General features: G+C 51.3%; 15 protein-coding genes. 9 read left to right on the top strand and 6 right to left on the bottom strand.

Annotated features, from left to right (window positions below):
• The first annotated feature begins 2 nt into the window (after window positions 1-2).
• The 3 genes from MUN73_RS02985 to MUN73_RS02975 all read left to right on the top strand — a co-directional run bounded on the left by MUN73_RS02985 (window position 3) and on the right by MUN73_RS02975 (window position 6,185).
• Window positions 3-2,183: a PglZ domain-containing protein gene (locus tag MUN73_RS02985; protein WP_250138966.1), complete on the top strand. Its 2,181-nt coding sequence runs from the start codon at window positions 3-5 to the stop codon at window positions 2,181-2,183.
• 314 nt (window positions 2,184-2,497) lie between these two features.
• Window positions 2,498-4,972 (top strand): DUF262 domain-containing protein, encoded by a 2,475-nt coding sequence (locus tag MUN73_RS02980; RefSeq protein ID WP_250138965.1) that lies wholly within the window; start codon window positions 2,498-2,500, stop codon window positions 4,970-4,972.
• A gap of 226 nt (window positions 4,973-5,198) precedes the next feature.
• Entirely contained in the window at window positions 5,199-6,185 is a 987-nt protein-coding gene (locus MUN73_RS02975; RefSeq protein WP_250138964.1) for an HNH endonuclease, read from the top strand.
• A gap of 133 nt (window positions 6,186-6,318) precedes the next feature.
• Here MUN73_RS02975 and MUN73_RS02970 read toward each other — a convergent pair whose 3' ends face one another.
• The 3 genes from MUN73_RS02970 to MUN73_RS02960 form a co-directional block, all read right to left on the bottom strand.
• The gene (locus tag MUN73_RS02970) at window positions 6,319-6,798 is read right to left on the bottom strand and encodes a hypothetical protein (RefSeq protein ID WP_250138963.1); all 480 of its coding nucleotides are present in this window, start codon (window positions 6,796-6,798) and stop codon (window positions 6,319-6,321) included.
• A gap of 161 nt (window positions 6,799-6,959) precedes the next feature.
• Window positions 6,960-8,318: a hypothetical protein gene (locus MUN73_RS02965; RefSeq protein WP_250138962.1), complete on the bottom strand. Its 1,359-nt coding sequence runs from the start codon at window positions 8,316-8,318 to the stop codon at window positions 6,960-6,962.
• On the bottom strand, window positions 8,308-11,619 hold the full coding sequence (locus MUN73_RS02960) for an AAA family ATPase (RefSeq protein WP_250138961.1): 3,312 nt from the start codon (window positions 11,617-11,619) through the stop codon (window positions 8,308-8,310). Before MUN73_RS02960 ends, MUN73_RS02965 begins: the two co-directional genes overlap by 11 nt.
• A gap of 121 nt (window positions 11,620-11,740) precedes the next feature.
• On the opposite strand from MUN73_RS02960, the gene MUN73_RS22745 reads away from it, so the two are divergent.
• Window positions 11,741-11,980 carry a DUF8139 family protein gene (locus tag MUN73_RS22745; protein ID WP_382181335.1) on the top strand — a complete coding sequence of 80 codons (240 nt, stop codon included), beginning with the start codon at window positions 11,741-11,743 and terminating at the stop codon, window positions 11,978-11,980.
• 247 nt (window positions 11,981-12,227) lie between these two features.
• On the opposite strand, the gene MUN73_RS02955 is transcribed toward MUN73_RS22745, so the two are convergent.
• Genes MUN73_RS02955 through MUN73_RS02945 form a run of 3 tightly spaced genes read right to left on the bottom strand, consistent with a single transcriptional unit; the run spans window position 12,228 to window position 14,435 of the window.
• Window positions 12,228-13,484, bottom strand: a complete 1,257-nt coding sequence (locus MUN73_RS02955; RefSeq protein WP_250138960.1) for a hypothetical protein — start codon at window positions 13,482-13,484, stop codon at window positions 12,228-12,230.
• Entirely contained in the window at window positions 13,447-13,938 is a 492-nt protein-coding gene (locus tag MUN73_RS02950) for a hypothetical protein (RefSeq protein WP_250138959.1), read from the bottom strand. Before MUN73_RS02950 ends, MUN73_RS02955 begins: the two co-directional genes overlap by 38 nt.
• Entirely contained in the window at window positions 13,938-14,435 is a 498-nt protein-coding gene (locus tag MUN73_RS02945) for a type II toxin-antitoxin system antitoxin SocA domain-containing protein (protein WP_250138958.1), read from the bottom strand. The genes MUN73_RS02950 and MUN73_RS02945 overlap by 1 nt, the downstream gene beginning before the upstream one ends.
• Window positions 14,436-14,693: 258 nt before the next feature.
• Between MUN73_RS02945 and MUN73_RS02940 the strand changes: the two genes are divergently transcribed.
• The 5 genes from MUN73_RS02940 (at window position 14,694) to MUN73_RS02920 (ending at window position 22,545) form a co-directional block, all read left to right on the top strand.
• Entirely contained in the window at window positions 14,694-16,193 is a 1,500-nt protein-coding gene (locus MUN73_RS02940; protein WP_250138957.1) for a metallophosphoesterase family protein, read from the top strand.
• Window positions 16,190-18,901, top strand: coding sequence for an AAA family ATPase (locus MUN73_RS02935; RefSeq protein WP_250138956.1), 2,712 nt, complete (start codon window positions 16,190-16,192; stop codon window positions 18,899-18,901). Before MUN73_RS02940 ends, MUN73_RS02935 begins: the two co-directional genes overlap by 4 nt.
• On the top strand, window positions 18,901-20,166 hold the full coding sequence (locus tag MUN73_RS02930; protein WP_250138955.1) for a DNA double-strand break repair nuclease NurA: 1,266 nt from the start codon (window positions 18,901-18,903) through the stop codon (window positions 20,164-20,166). Before MUN73_RS02935 ends, MUN73_RS02930 begins: the two co-directional genes overlap by 1 nt.
• 70 nt (window positions 20,167-20,236) lie before the next feature.
• Window positions 20,237-20,902 carry a DUF8166 family protein gene (locus tag MUN73_RS02925; RefSeq protein ID WP_250138954.1) on the top strand — a complete coding sequence of 222 codons (666 nt, stop codon included), beginning with the start codon at window positions 20,237-20,239 and terminating at the stop codon, window positions 20,900-20,902.
• A complete protein-coding gene (locus MUN73_RS02920) occupies window positions 20,902-22,545 on the top strand; it encodes an ATP-binding protein (protein WP_250138953.1) in 1,644 nt (547 codons plus the stop codon). Before MUN73_RS02925 ends, MUN73_RS02920 begins: the two co-directional genes overlap by 1 nt.
• Window positions 22,546-22,793: the final 248 nt, after the last annotated feature.

Raw genomic sequence — 22,793 nt, 5'->3', positions numbered from 1 at the left:
ACATGGCTTCAGCTAAGACAGATACATTTCAGGAGTTAGTTACGGGGTTTCTCTCTGATAGAGCCTCTCCTGTTGTTCTTATCGATGACCAGTATGGTCTGCTGGATGAACTTGATCATGAGGAGATTGGAACTGATCACTATGAGTACGAGATAATCACATACGACCGCTACCGCTACCTAGATTTTCGAGAGGAATATGAATCCTCACGGGAAACGGGGCAACCAATGGTCATCGCTCTCTCCACATGGGATAGCGAACAGCTCACAGCAGAGTTGGGAGATATCCTTGACGAACAGGGTATCTCTGCACCCGTCGAACTTACTCCGACAGATCTTCTGCGTGAAGTAGAGTTTCCGCTGATCCTTGACGCAGTTGCTGACAACTATCTCTCGGAACAGATAGAGGACTTTATCTCGTTTTGTAAATGGAACGGGATTACTGGACGGTTTGATAGAGAAGAGACCATCGAACTGCTGTTATACTATGCCTCAGAGGTGGATTTCCGGAACCCGGTTAATGTCAATGATCAATATAATCTGGCTACAGAGAAAGGGATCTTCGAGACATCTGATTTCGATGATACAGATCTTAAAATCACGGTTCAGGATGTTCTTGAGGCTGAAGCAAAATCTCGTTTGCCGAAGGTAGCGGAATTTGCTCCAGTTCTATCGTCTGATGAGGAGCGTAGAAGATTTGCTAATGCCGTCTGGACTGTCCGGTGCTTGAACTCGCTTGGTCAGGACCTTGATTGGGTTGACGCACTACTTGAGTCACCACCTGATGAAGACTATAGTGAAATTCTCGGCCTTGCCTTAGAACTCGACCCAGACCGTTTCCAAGATCAAATCAATCAAGCAGACAGGGACATCAATAGAGAAACCCTTCAGACACGTGCAGGGAACTCCTCACCCTCAGAAGCAGCAACCGGATTTCTTTTGCCTACCGCGGCTTCATCAATTTCCTCTCAAACTGTTGATTCTATAGTAGAAGCACAGGAAGTGGAAACCAGCCACGAGACTGTCTTTACAGAACTTCAGGCAGCAAATCACGATGTCGATAATCTGTCCAAGGCAATTGACTTCATCAACCGCTTCGCCAGCATCAACGAAGAAATAGACAGTGAGATCTCTGATGCCAACCACTGGTTGGACATTTTCCAAGACCTCTCCGAACTAGGCCACATCGTCGACGAGATCAACCGCCAAGAACTGGTCTGGAAGTTCGAAGACCTGTGGCAGAGGACCGACCAGAGCTTCTGTGACGCAGTCGATGACCACTACCTCTCGTGGATCCACGATTCAAATGTCACACTCAGCTGGGATATCTTAGACGAATATATTCTGGAGGCAGTCGAAGACTACCCCACAGTCTATGTAATTGTCTTTGATGGTCTCCGGTTTGATCATTGGCTAGGTATTAGAGAAACCCTCAATGACACCTTCTCTATAGTTGAAGATCACCCCTACGTCTCGATTCTTCCGACGGCAACACCGTACGCCCGCAATACTCTATTGACCGGGAAGTCCCCAAGGGAACTTGAGCATGAGTACGGGAAATACCTGTACAACGTAGGGAATGCAGATGAAGAGGACTGGTTCCGTGATTCCACTGGACTACACGGAGACGATTTAAAATATCAGAACCCGGCTGGTGTATCCAGCAAGAGACGGAAAGCAGAAAGGATCATGAAATCGGAGGCACGGCTCAAATCGCTCATCTACCACTTCTCAGATAAGCTGACTCACAACTTTGGCGGTCAGTCAAGTATAACTTCACAGCTTCAAGGAGACCGATCTTTCCGACAGATTCCAATCCAATTCTTCAAAGACAATATAGCCCATCAAATCACACAAATTCCAGAATTGGATCCATCTGACGAAGGTGCTATCATACTCATTAGTGACCATGGAGCTACCAGAGCAGATGATGAACGCCGAGTGAGCAACTACGATGCATACAAATCAGGTACAAGATATGCCCGTGGTGGTCCGTGGGAGAAACCGAAAGGATGCCACTTAGCAATGGATAGTGCAAGCGAGGACTATCGGCTACCTGATGAAGATTTCATTTTCGCAAAACATCGGACCATTCTAACAAATAGCAGTGACGATGATCGATATGTCCATGGTGGAATTAGTCTTCATGAGATGTTGCCTCCTATAGCTTTACTAACTTGGTGAGAAAATATATTTCTTGATGATTTACCTTAATAGGAGATCAACTTACAAAATCAAAATTATAATGATTCCTTAGGTAGGCAGAACCAGCCATTCGGGAACGGGTCTCGGTATATGTTCGGGTGGAGACAACACAAATCACGGCGAGTACGACACGCCTGTTCTGTTTGTATAGGCTAAATGATTACAGATCGATGTGACGGGAAGTAGTGCGAAGAAATATTGACAGAACGTTTTATTCTAGCTTATTTACATTCGGCTCCACTTTACAAAGCAGAATAATTAAACAGCTGCCAACATCAGTAGCATTCATCAATATGACTGACCCGTCCAATATCGCTTCCTCTCGGGTGATTGCGTATTTAGACGAATCAGCAGGCGGATCCGATGACCTACGGTTTGATAGCGAAATTCCATTTGGGAACCTCTCTGCCTTTGGCGAGTCAATCAAGGATAAAATGGAAATTGATCGGAAGGATTTACATGAAGTTTTACTTGATAATCATTTTGCCGTTCCGCCGTATCAGCGACTTTATTCGTGGAAACATAAACAGATCAAAGAATTCTGGGAAGTCATTACAGATTTCGTTCATATGCCGGCAGAACAGTCGGGGGAGCAAGTTTTTGGACTGTATTTTGGTAGCATCTATATTGCCGAAGATGGGAGTGGATCACGGCTTGAAATCATCGATGGACAACAGAGACTGACAACCACCTCAATATTCCTGTTTGTTCTTAAACAAAAATTGGAAGAACGAGCGGATGATCTATATCCGGATTTAGCTTCGTTCGTCAATAGCACACTTGACCAACTGAAAGACGTACTGTATGATACTGGGGAATTTACAGCTACAACAACATCAATTCGACTCAATAAACACGACACTGACTTCTATAATAAATTCCTCCTACAACCGGCTCGCCGACAGGAGTATCTTGAAGACAGACAAGAGATGGATCGGGGAAAATACGACGCACGTTTCAAAGAGGCTATTCAGGTAGGTGAGCTAATTGATAGAATTGGAGATTCGTCTCTTAAAAGTGAATTTGAAGACGCTGAACAGAATGAATATATTTATTTCGCCGAATCGCACAAGCGGCTCATTCACGCCTACAATTTCTTTGATAACCATCTCGATGCTCTTTTAGAGGATATTAACGATCAAGAACGACAAGTTATCCTGTTAATTAATCTCAAGAATTACGTTCTTCGGTCATTTGTGATCTCACTTTGTTCAATTGAGTCAGAAGAGGCGACACTCCGGATGAATATTTTCGAGTCGCTCAATGATAAGGGTCTAGATTTAGCCGAAATAGACCTAATTCGAGCGCGAATTCTCAATCGGTTTGCTGGGGAAGTTGATGCTGATAAGTACACTGAGATCTGGGAAGACGTAATCAAGTCCTTTGGCGCTGATAGCCGAGAGATCAAGCGGTTCCTGACGTATTTTATTGCTGCTACTGATGAGTCTATCTCGAAACTCTCTGATGTGAACAAAGCATTGCTTGACGTGTTCCGGACGAAAGACGGTGAATCTGGCGCGGACCCACGGATGGAGACCGCTGATGAAGCGAGAGAGCTTTTAACGGAAATTGGGACCTTCAAACGGTACTATTTAGATATCAAACGTGGCGAACTCACGAGTGCGCAATCAGATATCAGTGGCATCAAGCGAGAATGTGAAGAGATACTTGCTCGATTAGATGGTCTTCGAACGATTCAGTGGCGTCCGCTCGTTACATATGTCTACCAGTCTGTAGACCAATCTCCGGGTGGGAACCAACTATTGCTCAAAGTCATGCGAGCTGTTGAGAATATTAGCTTTCGACGGGTGTTCGTCGAGACGCCAGCAAATACCGTTGAGCCACTATATGTCAAGGCAACACATGAATTTCGGCGGCTTGAAGACGAGGATGAATTTTCTGCCTCTGATTTAGAGAACTTCATGGTCCGAGAGGCCCGTGAAGCGGCACCACAAATGTTTGGATCAGGGTTCGTAACAACGCTTGTACAAAAAACTGAGTGGGGGAACAAGAACCTGAAGAATTTGCTTTGGAAACTCTCCTCAGAGATGCACTACGAGCAAAGTGGTGCATCCTCAATCTCTGTTGAACTGAATGTAGATAGTATTCATTTAGAACACGTACTTCCAGTGAATATGCTTCGTGAGGATGCCTATGACCCTTATGCGTGGCTAAAATTGTTCTTCAAAACTGATGACGTTGACACTCAGATTGCGAACCAAGTTGTAGAACTTGAACAGTTAGACGCTATCAATCTGAATGATGATAGTCAGGCTGCGCAACGAGCGGAAGATATCATTTCCGGTATTCAGGACCGGTTTGTCCGCGATCTGGGGAATGTGATTCTCCTCCGCGAAGATATCAATACATCGATTCAAAATCGTCTCTTCTCTCGGAAACTCTACCGTTACTTAGATGACGATTTTCGTGAGATTGGAGCTAATAAACATCTTACTGCAGATGGTGATTTGGATAGAAGAAAACTGGAAAAGCTCCAGTCATCTGAGATTGACTTTACGACTGACGAATCGAACGAAGCTAACCTCAGCGAGGTTGAGAAGTATTTCAACCATTACTGGAATTATCAAAATGTTGCTTCCCGAAAGGCAGATCTCATCGCAGACACATTGGATTCGCTCGCGTTCTCGACACAACCTGATGAATTTGAAACTGTTAAAGACGATATCGAAGAGCTCGTAAAACGAGATATGCGGAACCGGTTAGAAGACCGGCGGCTTGGCGGTTTGCAATCCCAAGTCACAGACTAATCGTCTGAAGATAACCCGTCATAGGGTGATACCGCTGCCAGATTGATCCGATAACGATTTTCATCGATCTACATTGAGATCGGTGGCAAAGAGATTCAACAGAACCCGCTGTGAGCCTGCAGCCACCGATTGACGATTCCAGAGTCGTACCGACGTTCATTCTCCGTCAACACTTTACTGTTGATCGGGGGAAAGTATCATCATCGGACCCTGTCACTATTTCCACATGGCTCCGAATCGTCTGCGTAGTATTGTCCCGATGTTCGGTGGTAGGACGCGGTATGTTGAGACGTTGGATGCGGTGCTTGAGTTCGTGGCGGCGCATCACCCGACGACGGATGAACTCGTAGGGTGGCATCGTGGTTCATTCCAGAACGTGTCGAGTCGGGACTCGATTATGCGCCGGGTGAGTTATTTACAGCAGGTCGGGTTCCTCCGCCAGACGAACGACCATTGGGGACTCGGTGATCCTGGCCGTGAGTACATTGAGCAGGGTGATGTGGGGACGTTGCTTCGCATTATGTGTGATCGGAATGTTGGGCTTCGGAGTCTGCTGTATGCGTTGTCGGCTGGGCCGATGACGCTTGGGGAGGTGAGTGACCAGCAGTTGGATACGCATCCGGAGTTAGGGTGGAGTCGTGGGGAGACGGATATGGCTCGTCAGCGAGTGAATTGGTTGCGGAGCATGGGGCTCGTCGAGGAGCGAGGCGACGCGTTCATGTTGACGAATGAAGGCCGGTCGTTCGTCGAGAACGCTGTTGCGGAATGGGGTGATTCAGACTGGGCGCCGTCAATGGACGACGAGGTAATGAGTGCTGGGACGTACGCGACGACGATTCACGCTCGTGCGGTTGATCCTGAGTTCCGTGCGACGGTGATTTCGCGTCATGACCAAGAATGCCCGATCTCGGGTGTTGATCACCCTGGGTTGTTGGACGTGGCTCACGTATTATCGTGGAGTGACTACCCGGAGTACAGGGCGGATTTGATGAACGTACTCCCGCTGAGTAAGACGCATCACGCTGCGTTCGACCGTGGCCTGTTCACGATCGATCGAGACTACCGACTGCACGTAAATCCGTCGTTCAAGACGCAAAGCGAGTTGTTACAGCGAACGATTATCGAGCAAGACGGTGAACGAGTCCCGCTTCGAAATAAGATCCTGAATCCGGAGTACCTTGCGCAGCACAACGCGTCACTCGCGTGGGTGTAGAATAGGGATTGAACTGACGGAGCAACGTGGTGTAACATAGCGGTTAGTACAATGCCAGAGTCTTTGTGAAGTGTCGAAGTTGATTAAGTACCAGTATAGATTGCGAGGAAATGATAACCCGGTAGAGTAGTATTCAGAATGGCGCGTCTTGTTCCTCGTTATTGTCGTTGGGAGACTCAAAATCGAAGGGGTATTCCTCGATTTCCACATCATCGGGTAAATCTTTCTTACAATCAGCGCAGTATCGGTGTGTCCCTCCCGCAGCCACTTTTTGAGTTGAATTCGAAATATCTGTCCCACAACCACAGCAAAGATTGCCGAGCATATGCCATTTACACTGATTACAACGAACGAGTCCTCGGATCACGTTCCGATTATCTAAATCCTCGATGTGTTTTCCACAGTTGTAGCATAACCGCTCGGCGCATTCTGTACAAAAATAATCATCAAATTTCTGTACTCGATCATCGGCATCGCTAATATCAACACCGCAGCGAGCACAGTCGCCGTCGAAACAGTCGAAGCAGTACGTCTCTGGGTAGATGGTGATTTGCTCTTCCTCGGTTGGTATCTCTATCCCGCACTGATCACAGGTTGTGGTAGCCTCACTCATAGTCGAATTGACAATCTCATCAGATTTAATACCCTACCCTATCTGGTGCTGTAATTGAAAACTTGAAAGATGTTCATGTGAGTGGCACAATTATTGCACTCAACTATAGAAGGTCAAGACCTAGAGTCCCGTTGATGAGTGTACCAGCTGTAGTTGGAGTACTATGCTTGGTTGAGGTTGGCAAGTGGGTCGGTGAGTAAGTTGATCCAATCGTGGGGTTGTTCTGATTGCGGAGTAAGTAGGTCCGTTCCGTCGAGATGGGTGACGGTGCTGCTTTCGCCTGAAGTTGTGACGCCGTTTGTGATGAGGAGGGTGGTGACTGTGACGTCTGGGTCGTCGATGAGGTACCCATCATGGTTGGCGAATTGGCGGTATGTGAGGAGTTCTTCGAGGCCTTGTTTGAAGGTTTGTGTCGTGTTTGAGTGTTTGATTTCGCCGAGGAGGACGGAGACGAGTTGATCGTCGGCTGTGGTGTCGTAGATTTCGATGATGAGGTCGGGGCGGCCACTGTAGAGGACGGGGTCGTGGGAGTTGCCGGTGAGGGTTTCGAGGGTGTTGCTGTAGTCGGTGAGGGCATCGTGGTAGCGGGCGAACGAAGGGTGTGTCGGTCGGTGTTCTGGGTTGAGTGGTTCATGGAAGCTGAGGTTTCCGGTGCTGTCGTGGTAGATTTCGATGCGTGTCTCGTCTGATTCGAGGTGAGCAAGGGCGTTGCTTTGCCCGTCGATGGGGTGAAGTGAGAACCCAGGAACGCGGCGATCGAGTATTCGGATAATGCGGAAACAGCAGAACAGTTCGAATAGTGTTGGTGTCTCGGTTGGGATGACGAGTGTTTCAGCAAGGAGGTCGGTGATGTCTGGGTCGAAGGTGTCGGATTGGAGGCGTTGGTATTTGTCGTAGAGGTCGTATGCGTCGGAGTAAATCGAGAGGCGTGATCGTCGAGCCGCGTTCATGTCTTTCCCAGAGACAGAGATTGATTGACCGTCAGTGATGCGGTTGAGGTGGACGTTTTGTTTGTATAACCGTGTGAACTGGGTGAGTTGGTCGTCAGTCCAGTTTTCTCGTCGCCACTCGTACTCGATGCTCTGAAGTTCTTTCGTGACGGTTCGGTGGATTTCCCAGAGAAGACGTTTCAGAACTCGGTTTTCGGGGATGTCGTATTCGGTGTAGGGAGTGTTGCAGACGAATTGGCTACGGTCGGCGTAACCGGTTTCGGATTGAACTCGAAGGGTTGAGCCCCAGTTGATTGAGCCGCGAATTTCACCGCGGGTTTGGAGGTGTTCGCGCTGGTGTTCGGTTTTGATGCGCCGGACGCGGTCTGGGAGTGCAGTAATGAAGTTGTGAACGTCGTCAGTGAGGCAGAAGTGGATGCGTTTGAGGCGATCCCAGTCCTCGATATCGAGGCCTTCGTAATTGAGGGAGTGGGTGAGCGCTTGCGTGTTTAACGCGCCGGTCCGAAGATAGGTGAGTAACTCTTCGGTAGTAGCGTCGACGAGGTCGTCAGCGGTGAGCTTACGAGTCATCCGTGAAGGTGATGCCGAAGAAATCAGATGCTTGCTGTCGGAGTCGCTCTCCGTCGAGATTCAGGTTAACAGAACCGTTTTCGGTAGCGACGTTTGTATCGGTGAGTGATCGGATTAGTCGTTTCTGCTGTTCAGGCCGCATGCCTTCCAATTGTGGATACACGAGTGAGACGACGGCGGACGTGAGGGCATTGATATGCTCGCCATCGGTGTCGTTGTATGATTCGAGGTACCGGATAATGTCGTAGACGATTGATGGGCCGATAACGCGGTGTTCGTTGATGCGTTGCCACAGGACCGCGATGACTGGGTAGATGTCTTGGAGAACTGGGCGGAGCGTCTCGTCGTCGTCAAGCCAGGCGGTCGCGTAGTTATCAGCTCCGTTTGGATCGAGGAGTGACGTTCGGACCTCGCCGTCGTTAGTGAGCGGCGGGACACCAACGTGGATGAAATTGAAGCGTCGCATGAACGCGTACGACATTTCGTACAGCGAGGTTTTGTCGTACGTGTTCATTGTGGCGATTAACCGCCAGGATGGTGTCACCGGGAAGGCGTCCGGATTTCCAATGATGTCTGCGAGTTCTTCGTCGGTCGTCGATTCTGATAGTGAGAGGAGTTCGACGGTACGATCCCGTTCGTAGGGGAGTTCAGTTGAATCGCCAGAGAGGACTGAGAAGAGCTGACCGAACGCTTTGTCGATATCTGAGCGGTTGATTTCGTCGATGATGAGCCACTCATTGACTACACGGTCTCGTCGAAAGCACTTGAGGAAGAGACGGGGTTCGAAGAGGAGTTTCTGACCCCCGTCGCTCGTGGATGGGACGTATCCACCGATTGTGTCGAAGGCGGTCCATTCGGATGTGGCGGTCGTGAACCGGTAGTCATCGACTTGTTCGTAGGTCGTTGCAGATTCACAGATTGCTTGGGCGAGTTTGGTTTTCCCGGTTCCAGGCGGACCGGTGAGAATAATGTGTTTTCCAGACCGTAGTGAGGCTTCGATTTCGCGTCGCAGCCGATCGTTATTGTCGAAGTAGAGGCTGTCGGGGACGGTTATTTCGATCTCAGGAGTGGTGAGTTTCGCTGTAAGTTGGTCGATTGCGTCTTGTGAGACACCATCTTTGATCGGGTCTTCTAATGCGAGGATAGTTTCGAATTCGTCTTCGGTGAGTGGGAAGAGACTTCCCTGAGCTCGGTTTTTAATGGGTGCGGCCCCCTCAATATCAGGAACTGCGGTGAGTTGCTCCCACGAGATGTTTTCGATGGGGCGGCTGTACTCAATGGTAATCCCCTTGACCGGGTTGTCGTACTTTTCGTGTTCTCCTTCGTGAAGTCCCTCCACGATCGTACCCTCTGCGACGATAGCTTGGACTGGGTGAGACTCGTAGAACAGTACCTTATCGCCGGGAGCAGCTTCCTCGAATGCGCCGAAGATTCGGCGTTTGTTCCCCTTGCGATTGTACGCAGTATAGAAAACCTCACCACCGTCTTTGATGCTGTCGACTTCCCAAATCGCGGGGTTAGCAGAGATCCAGAAGTAGTCCGCACCCTCGCTCGCCGTTACTATTTCGCTCTCATCGATGCCAGTTGACTCATCAAAGACGAGGGCGAGAAGCTCATCAAGGTCCGTGTCGCCCTCTACGGCGAGTTCAGATGCTAGTTGGTGGTAGTATTCGGGGTCGAGCGTATCAAGTGTGTAGGCTTTGATCGAATCAGAATCACTATCGACAGTCACGTCTACTCCACTTTGCCCGAAAGTCACTTTCCAGTCAACATCAACGATGCTTGTGTGATGGATCTCAGAGAAGTCTTTCTCGTGATGATCAGTGGTAACAACTCCAATTCCATAGATTACGTCTGGTTCTGATGTCGAACGCCGTCCCTGTTTTGCGATTATCACGTCACCTTCGTCGATCTCGTACTGGAACCGGTAAGCCATACCACGACCGTGGTTGTCGCCGGTGTCTGCAGCAATCTCGACGAGTTCCTCTTCGGATAACTCGTCCACGTCGTCAATGTCCTCTACGTCGTCCGTTATCTTGTGGTCGAGTCCGAATCCGATAGACGCGATTCCGGTTTGCTCCCACGTCTCCCAGTATGTGCCGCCTCTCGCAGGCGTGATTTGCCAGATTCGTTTCGGAGCGTCTGAAGCTTTGTCGGAGGGTTTGGTTGCCTCAACCGAATCTACTTGGCTTAACAGAAACTCCGCAGCAGACCGGGATAGGTTCGCCAAATATGCTTCGTTGAGATTCTCGTTCTTATCGATTGGGTAATACTTCTCTAAACGATGATCGTCTTGCCCGAGTCTTTCCTTGAGGTCATCGTCAACAACCACTGGCTTACCGAACGAGCGCAGATCAACCTCTACTCGATAGTATTCCTCGCCCCGTGATGTGTACGTTTCAGCAGTATCAGCTACAGTGGAAATGCCAATGAGTTCATTGTCGAAGTTGTGGAAGACTACATCTCCGACAGACAATTTCGGTAGGTTGTGATGCCAGAGACCATCGGTCTTTGCTCTAAGATATTCCTCCTCAATTTCAGATGGATTGTGCTGATTCACCCAGTAAATTTCTACATCACTGGGGATCTCAACGTGTGGCGTCGAAGTTGACTCAGTTAATGGAGACTCCTGTTGTTCGATCCAATTGAAGAAACTATCCAGATGCCGGAAATCCTCTTTGAACGGATAGTTAGCTCGAACCTCATAGAATCGCTCTACCTCATCAAGGTAAGCTGTGAGGCGACCAGACATCTCGTAGTTGAAGAACTGCTGCATTCCGGTTCGTGAACGGTCGTTACTGATCGGGTATTTTGTTGGGTGGAGAAAGTAGAGGATTGGAGAAATGATTCCGTTCTGTATCCCTTCGATTTCGAGGGCAGCGAACTCTTCAATTGCTGCGTCAATCTCAGTCCGGTCATCGGACCTGATTGCCGTAGCAAGAAGGCTGAACGCTTCCTCCTCATATCCTTCAATCGGTACAGAGTAGGTGCCTTTCCCGATGATACCTGTTCCTTCGTCGATCCGTTCCTTGATGGGAGCTTTTGTGTTAGCGTCGATATCGAGATCGTCAATCCGCTGCTTTTTCGTCTCTGGTTTTAGGGCGTTATCGTTCTGACACAGATTGTACACCGTTCGCATCGCCGACTCGTCGATAGAACCTGTTTCGACGAGCCCCTCAACCAGTTGACGGACTGCTTCCGACGTATTCTGAACATGGGCCTTATCTCGCCCCCAGTCATGATCGTCAATATATTTTTCTACCAACTGCTTCAGATCCAAAGACGAAGGCGTAGTAGTCATCTTGTCAGGAATCGTCACAGGAACCACATAAAGGTATACCGTTGACGTGACTATAGATGAACGCCGCCAGAGGTAGACCAACTGCAGAAACTAATTGAGGCCAACACCATACACAACACAAATGCAACGCTTTTCAGTTGACGATCGCGTTCGGATTGATATTCCTGATGAGACTGATCCGGACTACGAACTGTATCACGGAGAGCACGGCCGTATCACTGCAGTGCTAACTGATGATGCGAGTTCGGTCACCAATGATACACGGGATTCTCGTCTATATCGAGTCGCCTTTAATTCCGGTGAGGAAGCCGACTTCCGCTGGCGTGACTTACGGCCGCCGATCAATGATCCATCCGAGTGACCTAATTTCTATTCCGCCTAAGCTACTAATGGACAGCTTGGACGTATGGTTTGATTTCGGCGAAGAAGTACAAACGCTGAGTTAGTGACCCAGCTTAGTAATTTAGCCACAGATTCTTCGACTTTCCTATTGCCCTCAGTCATTTGTCTCGTCAATAGCCGGGGTCCGCCCATATTTGTCGTGGAGCGTCCGTCAGCCGTTACTGATAGTTCCTGACATTGTATCCCCAATACGATGAGGTGTCTCGTTATTCCGCGAGCTCTGCCCGGTCCTTGATCGCGTGAATCCATCGAGGGAGGTAATCGAAGTTCTTGTTGGGGCTTATTTGCCGGGCGTTTGTATATGGGTAGACGTATTCCTCATAATCGGATTCTAGTTCCGACAGAACCGTGTCAAACGATTTTTCTTCTACCTGGCGTGCGTGACGCCATCTCTTTTCTACGTAGTGTTTCTGGAGATGGTTCATGAGGGGTTCATCGCTCTCTTGGTGTGCTATGATCTCGTTCCAGTCGTCATAATGGCGCTGACAGATGTCGCATTCACACATCGTAGAGTCTGTTCGTTTCATCAACTCGACTGCTGCAGGTACCTTGAGGAAGTCTTTGATCTGATCTACATAGTATCGGAGAAGCATCCCGCTCTGATCGGTATATTCTGTGGTTTCAGTGTACTCTTCGCCATACATTACGCCATATGTTGTTCCACCTAATCCGAAGTAGGAGAGAAGATTTGAGAAGTAATCTCCGTAGTAGAAATGGGGTTTAATTCCTGTTTCAGAAATATCGTAGACGAGGTCGATAACGTCTCTATAGGTGCTTTCGTAGGTGTCGTGTTTCCCAAGTTCTTCGATCAATAAGAAGCACTTGTTCACATCATAGGCCTGTACCAACTCAACTAAGCTTGCTCTATTTGAGCGGTCTCGGATGAACGACTTGGTTGTGTGGATGCACGGTTTGAGAGGAAGCATAGCCTCAGCTGCTGCTGTGTCTAGAATTGTTCTATTAGGTCCTAGATCCGCTTTCTCGTTGATGCGGTGATGCCATGGGATTACGGCTTTTGGCGTTACTTCGGTGGGGTCAACCTCTTCGTATTTTCCCGATTCCTCTTCCAGTTGAGTTGCAACAAAGTTCTCTTGATAGAGGACGACTGACCTGCTGATCCCGCGAATAGTTTCCTCGTCTAAGTGACGAGGGTTCACGTTATCGAACTCAAATAGAGTTTGCTTCAGGGGGTCTCCTAATTCTCCCACGTAGCTGTCGTACCATCCTCGTATTGTGCCGTCAGAATACCTGAAATTATCTCCTGTTCTGAAGTCAGAGATTATCGGATCAATGTAGTAATCTAGACTTCGCTCTTGATTCAGGTTCTGGATGAGTTGCGGAAGTGCCTTTTTAGAATAAGCGAGCATCTTCCCGTCGATGATGAGCGAATCGTACCGAGGGTATTCTCCTTCGACGGCATGCTTGTTATTCAGGCTGTTGTACCGAAGTGTCGTTTCGAACATTATCTTCTATTGAGGAGAACACGACACTCCGGCTACATAATTGTTCCCCTGTTTTTTGGGGTGTAGAGACTTGTTCTACGTCTTCTGAAATCGCATACAAGCCGACTGGAGTCTCCTCAACACGTTCGATCAGGGAGTCAGTCACTCGTTCTTCCCACACTGCGAGGTAGGAGAAATCAACAAAATCTGTGTTCCGCCATGCCTGATCAATTCCCCGACTTACTTTGTCTGCCTTCATTTCAATTGCAACAGTTGTCTCTCCACGAGCGCATAGAATATCGATAGGGTAACAGAATATGCGCCCCTCTGTCGTGTACTCAAAGCCGTGGGTTTTGAGATGGTCTGTTAAAATACCTAACTGATATTTTTCTGGGATGTAAAATTCGTTTTCGCTACCGGTTGTTGCTTTATTTTCTTCAACTTGGATTGTTCGGATCAGATCTTCTGTACTCATTATGAGGCCTCTGCTAATATCTCATCCTTGATCTCTGATTCTGTTGTGAACGCGGGATATTCCTTGTAGACGTATCGAAGTAGTTCTCGCAGCTTCATTGAGTTATATGTCTCAACTAACTCTTTGAGCTCGTTATCGTATTCGTCTTCAAGTCTATTTGATAGTTCTGATGCTATTTTCTCTCCTTTCGGAGTGATATGAAACACTTTGTTTGTTAACGCTTCGTCGTCGGGTTCGCCCGGCATTGGTTCTGTCTCAATCGCCTTTAATTGCTGGAGGAAGCGAATTTCCTCATAAACATGCTGTGAGAACGGTCCCATTTTGTGGGCGGTGAACTCGAAAGCTAATTCGTCGCCGTATTCCTTGAAAAACTCAGTTTCCTCCTCAACTAGGAAGAGGAGTTTCTGGAGCTTCGTGATGCCGTGAATCGATCCCGCATGGTGGAAAAGAATGAACACCACGTCGGTTCGTCGGTCTATTTGGTCGATCCGTGGCATCTGATTCTGGATTGGCCAACAATCTCTGGTTGCTTGAGCGTTTCCATGAGTGCCACCCGAGTAGCTGGTACTCTGAATCACACTTGAACAGGGGACACCGGTAACTCGGCGGTGGCTATTGTCACGAGTCTATATTTTCACTTCCACTTTGGTTAACTGACGTTTAATAGCTATCCGGTTTCATGTAGTCATAGACGTTCAGTCGCGTAATTTGGGACCACTCTCAGCGAAACACTGACCATCTATGATTCACCGACAATGTTAACATTTGGACACATCGCGGACACACACCTGGGCCATCGACAGTATGGACTGAACCAACGTGAGGACGACATGGTGTCGTCTACACGCACCGCTTTCCAAGAAATGGTTGAGAAGCGCGAGACTGAGGCGATCGTGTTACCAGGGGACCTGTTCCATTCTCGGGATCTCCGCCCAAAAGTTCTCCATCAGACCGAGCAAGAACTCGACCAGATACCGGACGACGTTCCAGTCCTGGCTTCGCGTGGGAACCACGACGAGAATTTGACGCCGCGTGACGTAACGTGGCTGAATTACCTGCACCAACGCGGTCAAGTTGTCTTCCTGAAAGCCGATCTGGATGCGGATCCGGATACGGCTCGATTCGAACCGTACGATCCCGAGGATCCGGGCGAGTACGCGGGGTTCTATGACCTCAATAGGGAGGAGTTCGATGGTCCGGTTCGTGTGTTCGGGTTGCAGTGGCGTGGCGCGAAAACGGGGAAGGCGCTTCAGCAAGTGGCGAATGGGATCCAAGCAGCGAACGAGGAGTACGGTGAGCCGGCGTTCACGGTATTGCTGGCGCACTTCGGGATGGAAGACGAGGTGCCGACGTTAGGTGGGACAGTGACGCACACCGAACTGCGGGGGGTAAAGGAGGTCGTGGATTACCTTGCGCTCGGGCATATCCACAAACGGTACGAGGCCGGTGACTGGATCTACAACCCCGGTTCACCAGAAGCACACAATACGCGTGAAGGACGGGATGACTGGGAACACGGATACTATTCGGTGAACCTGAGTCCCGATGCGTCCGGAAGCGATGAGTCGGTTAACTACGAGGTGGCGCATCACGAGTCGAAGCGCCGGCCGTACTACCGTATCGAGTTCGATGTGACGCCGCACGAGTCGCCAGGCGAGTTAGAGTCGGCGTTCCAGGAGCACGTGCAAGGCGAACAGTCGGCGGTCAAGGAGTACTGTGGGCAGTCGAAGTATACGGCGCGCGGTGAGCCGCGAGATCCGATTCTTGATCTGCGGTTCACAGGAACCCTGCAGTTTAGCCGCGGGGACTTCCGAACAGACGAACTCGCGGCGTACGCGGAAGAGACGTGTGAAGCGCTGTACGTTCAGGTGAATACTGGGATTCGGACTGCGAACGTGCAGCAACTCATCTCGGAGATTGATGAGGGAGAGGTGTTCAAAGACGGTCAGTTGAACACGGCAGCGTTGGAGGATAGCGTGTTCGAGACGATCGCGCAGGAGTCAATGTACGCTGAGAACGCGTCGGATGTAGCTGACGTGCTAGGTGACGCACATCAGATGGCGCAAGCCGAAGAAGCGGTTGAGGACATCCAAGACTCGGTTAGTTCAGCGCGGCGGGATCTGTTCCCGGAGTTAGCTGACGACGTCGTCCTCGATATTGATGAGGATCCGTTCGCGGATGGTGACGCTGCGGAAACTGAGGGTGAGGAGTCACGTACTGAGACTGATGAGGCTGCGGAGGTGGTGAACGAATGAGAATCACGGAAGTCGCGTTGGAAGACATCAAGTCGTACGAAGGCCGGACAGTGGTACCGATCGAGGGCGGTGTGACGGCGATTCTCGGTGAGAACGGGGCAGGAAAATCAACGATTCAGGAAGCGATCGGATTCGCGTTATTCGATTCGCTGCCGTTCAACAACAAGGATTTCGTTCGAGAAGGCGCGAGCTCAGGGACCGTCGAGGTCACGTTCGACACGCCCACAGAAAACGGGACGGAGCGGTTCCGAGTTACTAGGTCGGTTGGCCGGTCGAACTACGGGGTGCATCGCTACGACGCTGAAAGTGATGAGTGGATAGACCAGGACATCGATTCGAAAAGCCAGTTGATGGACTGGGTATGCGTTCGGTTCGACGTTGAGGATGGCGATGAGTTAGGAAGCTTGTGGGAGTCGTGTATCGGGGTCCCGCAGACGCGGTTCCTGTCTGACTTTTCGCAGACGGCTCGGAATCGGAAATCGACGTTTGACGCGTTGCTGAATCTCGATGCGTACGAGGAATCGTGGAAGCAACTCAAAGACATCCCGGACGCGATTGAGAAGCAACAGCAGGATCTTCGGAGTGATATCGATACGCTCACTGGCGAAGTGCAGAACCTACCGAAGGAACGAGCGGAAGCAGAATCGTTGGCTGAAGCAGTTGACGAGATCGAAGCGCGTATCGAGCGGAAAGAGGCCGAGTTATCGGAGAAAGAAGCAGAGTATGAGGAGTTAGAGGCTGTCGAAGCGAAGATCGAGTCCCTCGAAAACGAGGTTAAGTCCTTGGATCAGGAAATCGAGGCGACAGAGGACCAACTGGAAAGCGCTGAGGAGGAACTTGAAGCTGCCGAGGAAGCCCAAGACAAGTGCGAGGCAAACCGCGACGGGTATCAGCAGTATCAGGATGCGAGTGATCGACTAGATGAGTTAGAAGAGGAGGAGGAAGAGCGAGACGCGCTTGAGGACCAGCGCGACGAACAGAGAGAGGAGATTCAATCGATCGAGTTCCGAGTTGAGCAGCTTGAGGAGCAGTCAGAGACGCTGGAAGAAGCACAAGAGACGTTAGAGTCGCTTGAAACTGAGAAGGAGCGGTATGAGGAACTGGATGACCGGATTGAGTCACTGAAAGACCGCGAAGACGACGTCGAGGAATTCCAGCAGGAGATCGAGGAACTCGCTGCAGAAATAGAGGAGACGGAAGCGGAGATTGAGTCGTTAGAAGAGACGATTGCCGAGATCGAAGAAGAGTGGGCGGAGACAACGGATCCGGACGAGATCGGGGAGGAGATTAACGACAAAGAGGTTCGTCGGAAACAGCTGAAGAACGAGCGGGAACGACTCGAAGAGCAGTTAGAGCGGTTGCGTGATACGGATGCTGATGCGCCGTGCCCGACGTGTGATCAGCCATTAAACGAAGAACATCGGTCGGAGACGATTGAGCAGCGAGAAGAGCGAATTGAGGAGATTGAAGCGGAGCGTGCGGATCTTGCTGAAGAGCTTGAGAAGCTCCGTGAGCGGCATGAGGCAGCGAACGAGGTCAAACAGCGCGTTGAGAAGATTTCTCTTCATCAGGACAAGATCGAGTCGTTAGAAGGCGATCTCGACGAACTCGGTGAGGAGAAAGAGAGGACTGAGGAGGAGTTGTCGGAGTTAGAAGACGAGTTAGCGGAACTCCCGGACCTCGAAGCTGAACGTGATGACTTGGAAGAGGCGTATGACGAGTACCAGAAGGCAGAGTTCCGGGTAGACGAGCACGCGGATGCACCAGAGGAGTTGGAAGAAAAGCGCTCTGAGTTAGAAGAGGAACAGTCGGTGCTTGACTGGATTGAGGATGAGTTAGACGAGTTCGACGGGCTGGATGAGAAGATCGCTGAGGTCGAGGAAACGCTAGAAGAGACGGAGGAGGCATATCAGACGTATCTACAGTACGAGCAGCAGGCGTCGCAAGTTGAGGAACGTCGGGAGAGAGTCGAGGAATTGGAAGATGACCTTGAGGAGCTCGAAGCCGAGTTCGAAGAGACGGAGGCTGAGCTGGAAGAGACACAAGCATCGTTTGATGAAGAACGCTTCGAGACGCTTGACGGAGAGATCGATGACTTGAAAGAGGAACTGGCTGGTGATCGGCGGTCATTAGAGCATAAAGAAGAAGCGCTGACCGAGACGCAAGAGGAAATCGAAGAGTTAGAGGCGAAGTTAGAGGAGCGCCAGGAGAAGTTGCAGCAGTTGAAGGAGTTGAAAGCGGATCAGCAGTTTGCTACGTGGGTACGGGAGAACGTGCGAGAAGCGGGGCCGAAGATGCGTGAGATCATTACGGATCGGATCGGTACACGAGCGAACGAGTTGTTCCGGACGATCCGTGGCGCATCCGCGGAGACGCTGGAGTGGACGAGCGATTACGAGATCGTCGTGCACGATGCGGACGTGCGGAAGTCGTTCACGACGCTGAGTGGCGGTGAAAAGATGGCGGCTGCGCTTGCAGTACGGCTTGCCATCCTTGAACAGTTGGCGTCGGTCGGGGTGGCGTTCCTCGACGAGCCGACGGCGAATCTGGACCGGGAGAAGAAGCGGAATCTGGTCACGCAGTTGAAGCAGTTGGACAGTTTTGAACAGCTTACGGTCATTAGCCACGATCAGACGTTCGATTCGATGACGGATTACACGGTCACCGTGGAGAAGGACCAGCAGTCGTCGGAGGTGACCGTGAATTAATGCCGATCGACAAACACGGGGTTGCTGCCGAGTTGGAGTCCAGCGTTGAGACAATCGAAGCGTATCTGGACGATGGTACGGGGATCGTCGAGCGGTATCAAGACGCGTTCCAGCGGCTCCCTGAGGAGTGGACGAGCGAGAAGATACGTGACGCGTTACAGCAGGCGTCATATCCTGGAGCGTACCCGACCGACGAGTTCGATTCCGCTAGCAGTCTCGTTGTCCCCCATTCCGAAAGTGATGGGTGGGAAAACCACGAGGAGATCAACGAGTGGGCGCGCGGGATTCTCCGTGATGTGCCGGTTATGGCTGTCGACGGGTCGCAACTCCCACCAACTACAGAGTTCAACGTGCCTCTGGCGTACGTGCAGGCGGCGTGGGCGGTCAATTACCATCATGCCGACGGGCGACTCGACCGAGGTGTCGACGGGCGACTGTTGACACCCGACGAGATCACGCAGGAATCAGAGGACGGAGATTACCGGTTCGTCGATTCGCAACTCGTTGGCCACCACCGATTCGAATACGAGGGCTCGTTACTCATCAAACAACTCGTAAACCTGGCAGCTGCTCGTGATGCCGGTGACATAGAACACACGCCGATCGTGTTCTATGACGGGCCGCTGATCGCATCGTTTGCGAATCCGTTGAAGCCGGAGACGCGCGATCGATACATATCGACGCTAAGCCGGGTGATCGCGGCGAGTCAACACCACGAAATCCCGCTGGTTGGATACGTTGCGGGCACGAGCGCGACTGAACTCGTGAAGATGACGCGACTCCTATTGCAGGATGAGTTCGAGACTGATCGCGTCATCCCAGATGCGCACGTCTTGACCGAGTTGATGAGTCCGTGGGGCGATACGACGATTCCGTTTATATCGAAGCGTGATGGGAGTGTTGACGCGTTACAGACGACGTATGAGGGCGAGCGGTACGAGTTCCGGGACGATATCCTATTTTCGTACCTGAACGTCCCGCCTGGTGCCGGTCTCGACCGGATCGAGTTCCCCGGTTGGCTATGTCGAAGCGACGGGCCTGCTGGGTATGACTCGATGTACGAATACACTGTTGAAATCGTTCGTGCAGAGGCCGGTGTCGGGCGGGGATACCCTGAAATTCTCCAGCAGGCCGATAGTGACGCCGTACTCGATCACCAAGATCGTCAACAGTTCCACCGGATTGTCCAGCGGTGGGCTGACTCAAATGACGTGCCGCTCGAATGGAACGCGAAAGCACTCAGTAAGGAACTCCGCCGCCGATGATGATCGCTCATCGCATTGGCTCGGGAGCCCGCATTGAGCAAGCAACACGCAGTAACACCAATCGAAATCTATGACAAACGCATCAACACCCAGTGATTCACCGGACGTAGACTCGTGTGTCCGGATCGGAAGCATCGTGTCCTCGAACAGCCACCTCGATTACGTCGCGGAGGTGTACAAGGAACGGGACTGCGACCGACCGCCGGAACTGCACGAACGCGAGTTCGGGCAACCGGTCTTCATGAAGAAGACTGTTGACGGGACTGAACACGCGATTGTCGGCGTGATTTACGACACGCAGTTAGTGGATCCAGATCAGGGACGAACTGGGCCACGATTAGCGCAAGACGATCAGGCACAGTTCACTCCAGGATACATTGAGGAGCGAACGACGCTTGTCGGAATTGCGTTGCTGGGAACCGCGGTCATCACTGACGATCGGGCGATCACGGATCCAAGTCACCAAATGCCGCGATGGACGCTGGAAGTCGACGACACGGTGTCCCACTGTCCGAACCACTTCGTTGAAGCGTTCCACCGCGTCGATGGGCAAATACAGTTGGCGTATATGGATCGACTCGTAGATATTGCAGGCGATCTCGGGTCAGAAGTGGTCGTGACGCTCATCGACCGGTTGCGAAGGATGCTTCCGGAGGACGATTCGAGTCAGCGTGTATTAGACGTGGTTGAGCAGAACGTAAAATGGCAGGCGCGCCAGCAGCGAGGGGTGGTCTAATGGCGGCCCGCTCGGACGTCATCGGGACGGTCGCCGGCCCTGGGGACGGACCGAACGAGTTCGTCTTCGTTGCACCAGCGGACAGGACGATCAAGACAGGTGAGTTCATCACGTACTCGGTCTCGGTCGAAGACGAAACCCGGTCGGTGTTTGCTCGCGTGACGAACCGTGAGTTGATCAGAGGGCTCCCGGAGGGGTTCCTCGCTGATCCGGGAGTTGCGCCAGACACGGTCGCGGCGACACTTGGTGTCCCGAACGACGACACGGAGTTGTACCGTTTGACAGCGACGGTTATCGGGTACTATGATGCGAATATGACGACGTTCGCTAACCCGCGGCAACTTCCTGATCCGGGAACGCCCTTGTCTATTGCACCGGATCCTCAGCTCGAAACGGTGCTGCCGAACCTCGGGTGCGAAACCGACCGCGTCGACGTGACTGAGTTGGGAGGCGTCGCGCACATTGGCTGGTTACTGAATCGAGCGGAGGAAGCGACGAATATCCATGTCCCTATTGAGGAGTTCGTCTCGACGCACTTAGCGATCCTCGCAGAGACTGGTAGCGGGAAATCCTACACCGCGTCCGTCTTAATTGAAGAGATGATGCGGCCCAGTTCCCGCGCCTCACTACTGGTGTTCGACCCACACGGCGAATACGGGACGCTGGACGAAATGCAGGGTCACGAGGCGTTCGAGGGTGAGGACGGATACAGGCCGGATGTCGTGTACTACAATCCGGATCGGCTCCACGTTCGGATTTCCGAGTTGGAGATCGGAGACGTCATGGCAATCCTGGATAACCCGAGCAACAGGATGCAAGAACGGCTCTCGACAGCGTGGCGCTCGATGCAGAACCAGGAGAGCCGTACTTGGGGAGTAGATGACCTCATCCACGAAATGGAACGAATCTACGGTGAAGATGACTCCAGCGTCGGGGCGTTGGAATGGCGGCTTCGCCGCTCGATTCAACGGAACGACCTGTTCCACCCTGAAGAAAACGTTCCGCTTGATGATATCGTGGACCCTGGCCAATGTACAGTCCTCCAGATGGACACACTGGACAAACGGGATCAGCAGCTTATCACGACAGTTCTCGTCCGCCGACTCTACCGAGAGCGCCTCGATGACGTGCGAGGACGTGACACTGAGGTTGACCATCCTATCTTTGCACTGTTCGAAGAAGGGCATCGGTTTGCTCCCGCGTCAGGCGATGCCCCATCACTTGGGATCATGCGGACGATCGCGTCCGAGGGGCGTAAGTTCGGGTTCGGACTCGGAATCATCAGTCAACGCCCGTCAAAGATTGACCCGGACGTGCTGTCGCAGTGCGGGACACAGATCTCAATGAAAATCCGGAATCCGAACGACCAGGACGCGATTAAGAAATCTGTCGAGGCTGCTGGTGAGGACGTCACCCGCGAATTACCTGGACTGACGCCCGGGCAAGCAATTGTCTCAGGCGACGCGATGAACACGCCAGCACTCATCCAAGTGCGACGTCGGCGCACAGAACACGGTGCTGAGAGTCGCGCAGTGATCGACGAATGGCGTGATGCCTATGATCAGCGCCAGCGCGAACCATCGCGGTCCGAAGCAGCTGACTTCGGTGAGGGCGACTCAACTGGCGTCCAAAGTCTCGACTAATTCCGTCCCATCCAGATCACGGCTATTCGTCTACTGCTTCAGTCCAATCCGTTCTTTTGGAGGTGCTGGAGCCGTCTCTGGATTTCGAAGAAGTCATTGTTAGCTATGCTTGTCCTGGTCGTCGCGCGCGGCGAATTGCTTGGTTCGTAGTTGGTCTCACCCAATAAAGTCAAATAATCAACACTATTGGCGATATGGTCGTGCTGTCAGTATGAGGGTCGTGCTGTGAGTCTGGATTTCGGTGTTAC

Origin of the sequence: Halosolutus amylolyticus, assembly GCF_023566055.1 — an archaeon.
In the GTDB taxonomy this organism is placed as follows: domain Archaea; phylum Halobacteriota; class Halobacteria; order Halobacteriales; family Natrialbaceae; genus Halosolutus; species Halosolutus amylolyticus.
This window is presented reverse-complemented; position numbering and strand designations above follow the sequence as displayed.

What these genes read in the sequence shown, in the direction of transcription:
- MUN73_RS02985 (WP_250138966.1), top strand. Translation starts at nt 3, where the DNA reads ATGGCTTCAGCTAAGACAGATACATTTCAGGAGTTAGTTACGGGGTTT.
- MUN73_RS02980 (WP_250138965.1), top strand. Translation starts at nt 2,498, where the DNA reads ATGACTGACCCGTCCAATATCGCTTCCTCTCGGGTGATTGCGTATTTA.
- MUN73_RS02975 (WP_250138964.1), top strand. Translation starts at nt 5,199, where the DNA reads ATGGCTCCGAATCGTCTGCGTAGTATTGTCCCGATGTTCGGTGGTAGG.
- MUN73_RS02970 (WP_250138963.1), bottom strand. Translation starts at nt 6,798, where the DNA reads ATGAGTGAGGCTACCACAACCTGTGATCAGTGCGGGATAGAGATACCA.
- MUN73_RS02965 (WP_250138962.1), bottom strand. Translation starts at nt 8,318, where the DNA reads ATGACTCGTAAGCTCACCGCTGACGACCTCGTCGACGCTACTACCGAA.
- MUN73_RS02960 (WP_250138961.1), bottom strand. Translation starts at nt 11,619, where the DNA reads ATGACTACTACGCCTTCGTCTTTGGATCTGAAGCAGTTGGTAGAAAAA.
- MUN73_RS22745 (WP_382181335.1), top strand. Translation starts at nt 11,741, where the DNA reads ATGCAACGCTTTTCAGTTGACGATCGCGTTCGGATTGATATTCCTGAT.
- MUN73_RS02955 (WP_250138960.1), bottom strand. Translation starts at nt 13,484, where the DNA reads ATGTTCGAAACGACACTTCGGTACAACAGCCTGAATAACAAGCATGCC.
- MUN73_RS02950 (WP_250138959.1), bottom strand. Translation starts at nt 13,938, where the DNA reads ATGAGTACAGAAGATCTGATCCGAACAATCCAAGTTGAAGAAAATAAA.
- MUN73_RS02945 (WP_250138958.1), bottom strand. Translation starts at nt 14,435, where the DNA reads ATGCCACGGATCGACCAAATAGACCGACGAACCGACGTGGTGTTCATT.
- MUN73_RS02940 (WP_250138957.1), top strand. Translation starts at nt 14,694, where the DNA reads ATGTTAACATTTGGACACATCGCGGACACACACCTGGGCCATCGACAG.
- MUN73_RS02935 (WP_250138956.1), top strand. Translation starts at nt 16,190, where the DNA reads ATGAGAATCACGGAAGTCGCGTTGGAAGACATCAAGTCGTACGAAGGC.
- MUN73_RS02930 (WP_250138955.1), top strand. Translation starts at nt 18,901, where the DNA reads ATGCCGATCGACAAACACGGGGTTGCTGCCGAGTTGGAGTCCAGCGTT.
- MUN73_RS02925 (WP_250138954.1), top strand. Translation starts at nt 20,237, where the DNA reads ATGACAAACGCATCAACACCCAGTGATTCACCGGACGTAGACTCGTGT.
- MUN73_RS02920 (WP_250138953.1), top strand. Translation starts at nt 20,902, where the DNA reads ATGGCGGCCCGCTCGGACGTCATCGGGACGGTCGCCGGCCCTGGGGAC.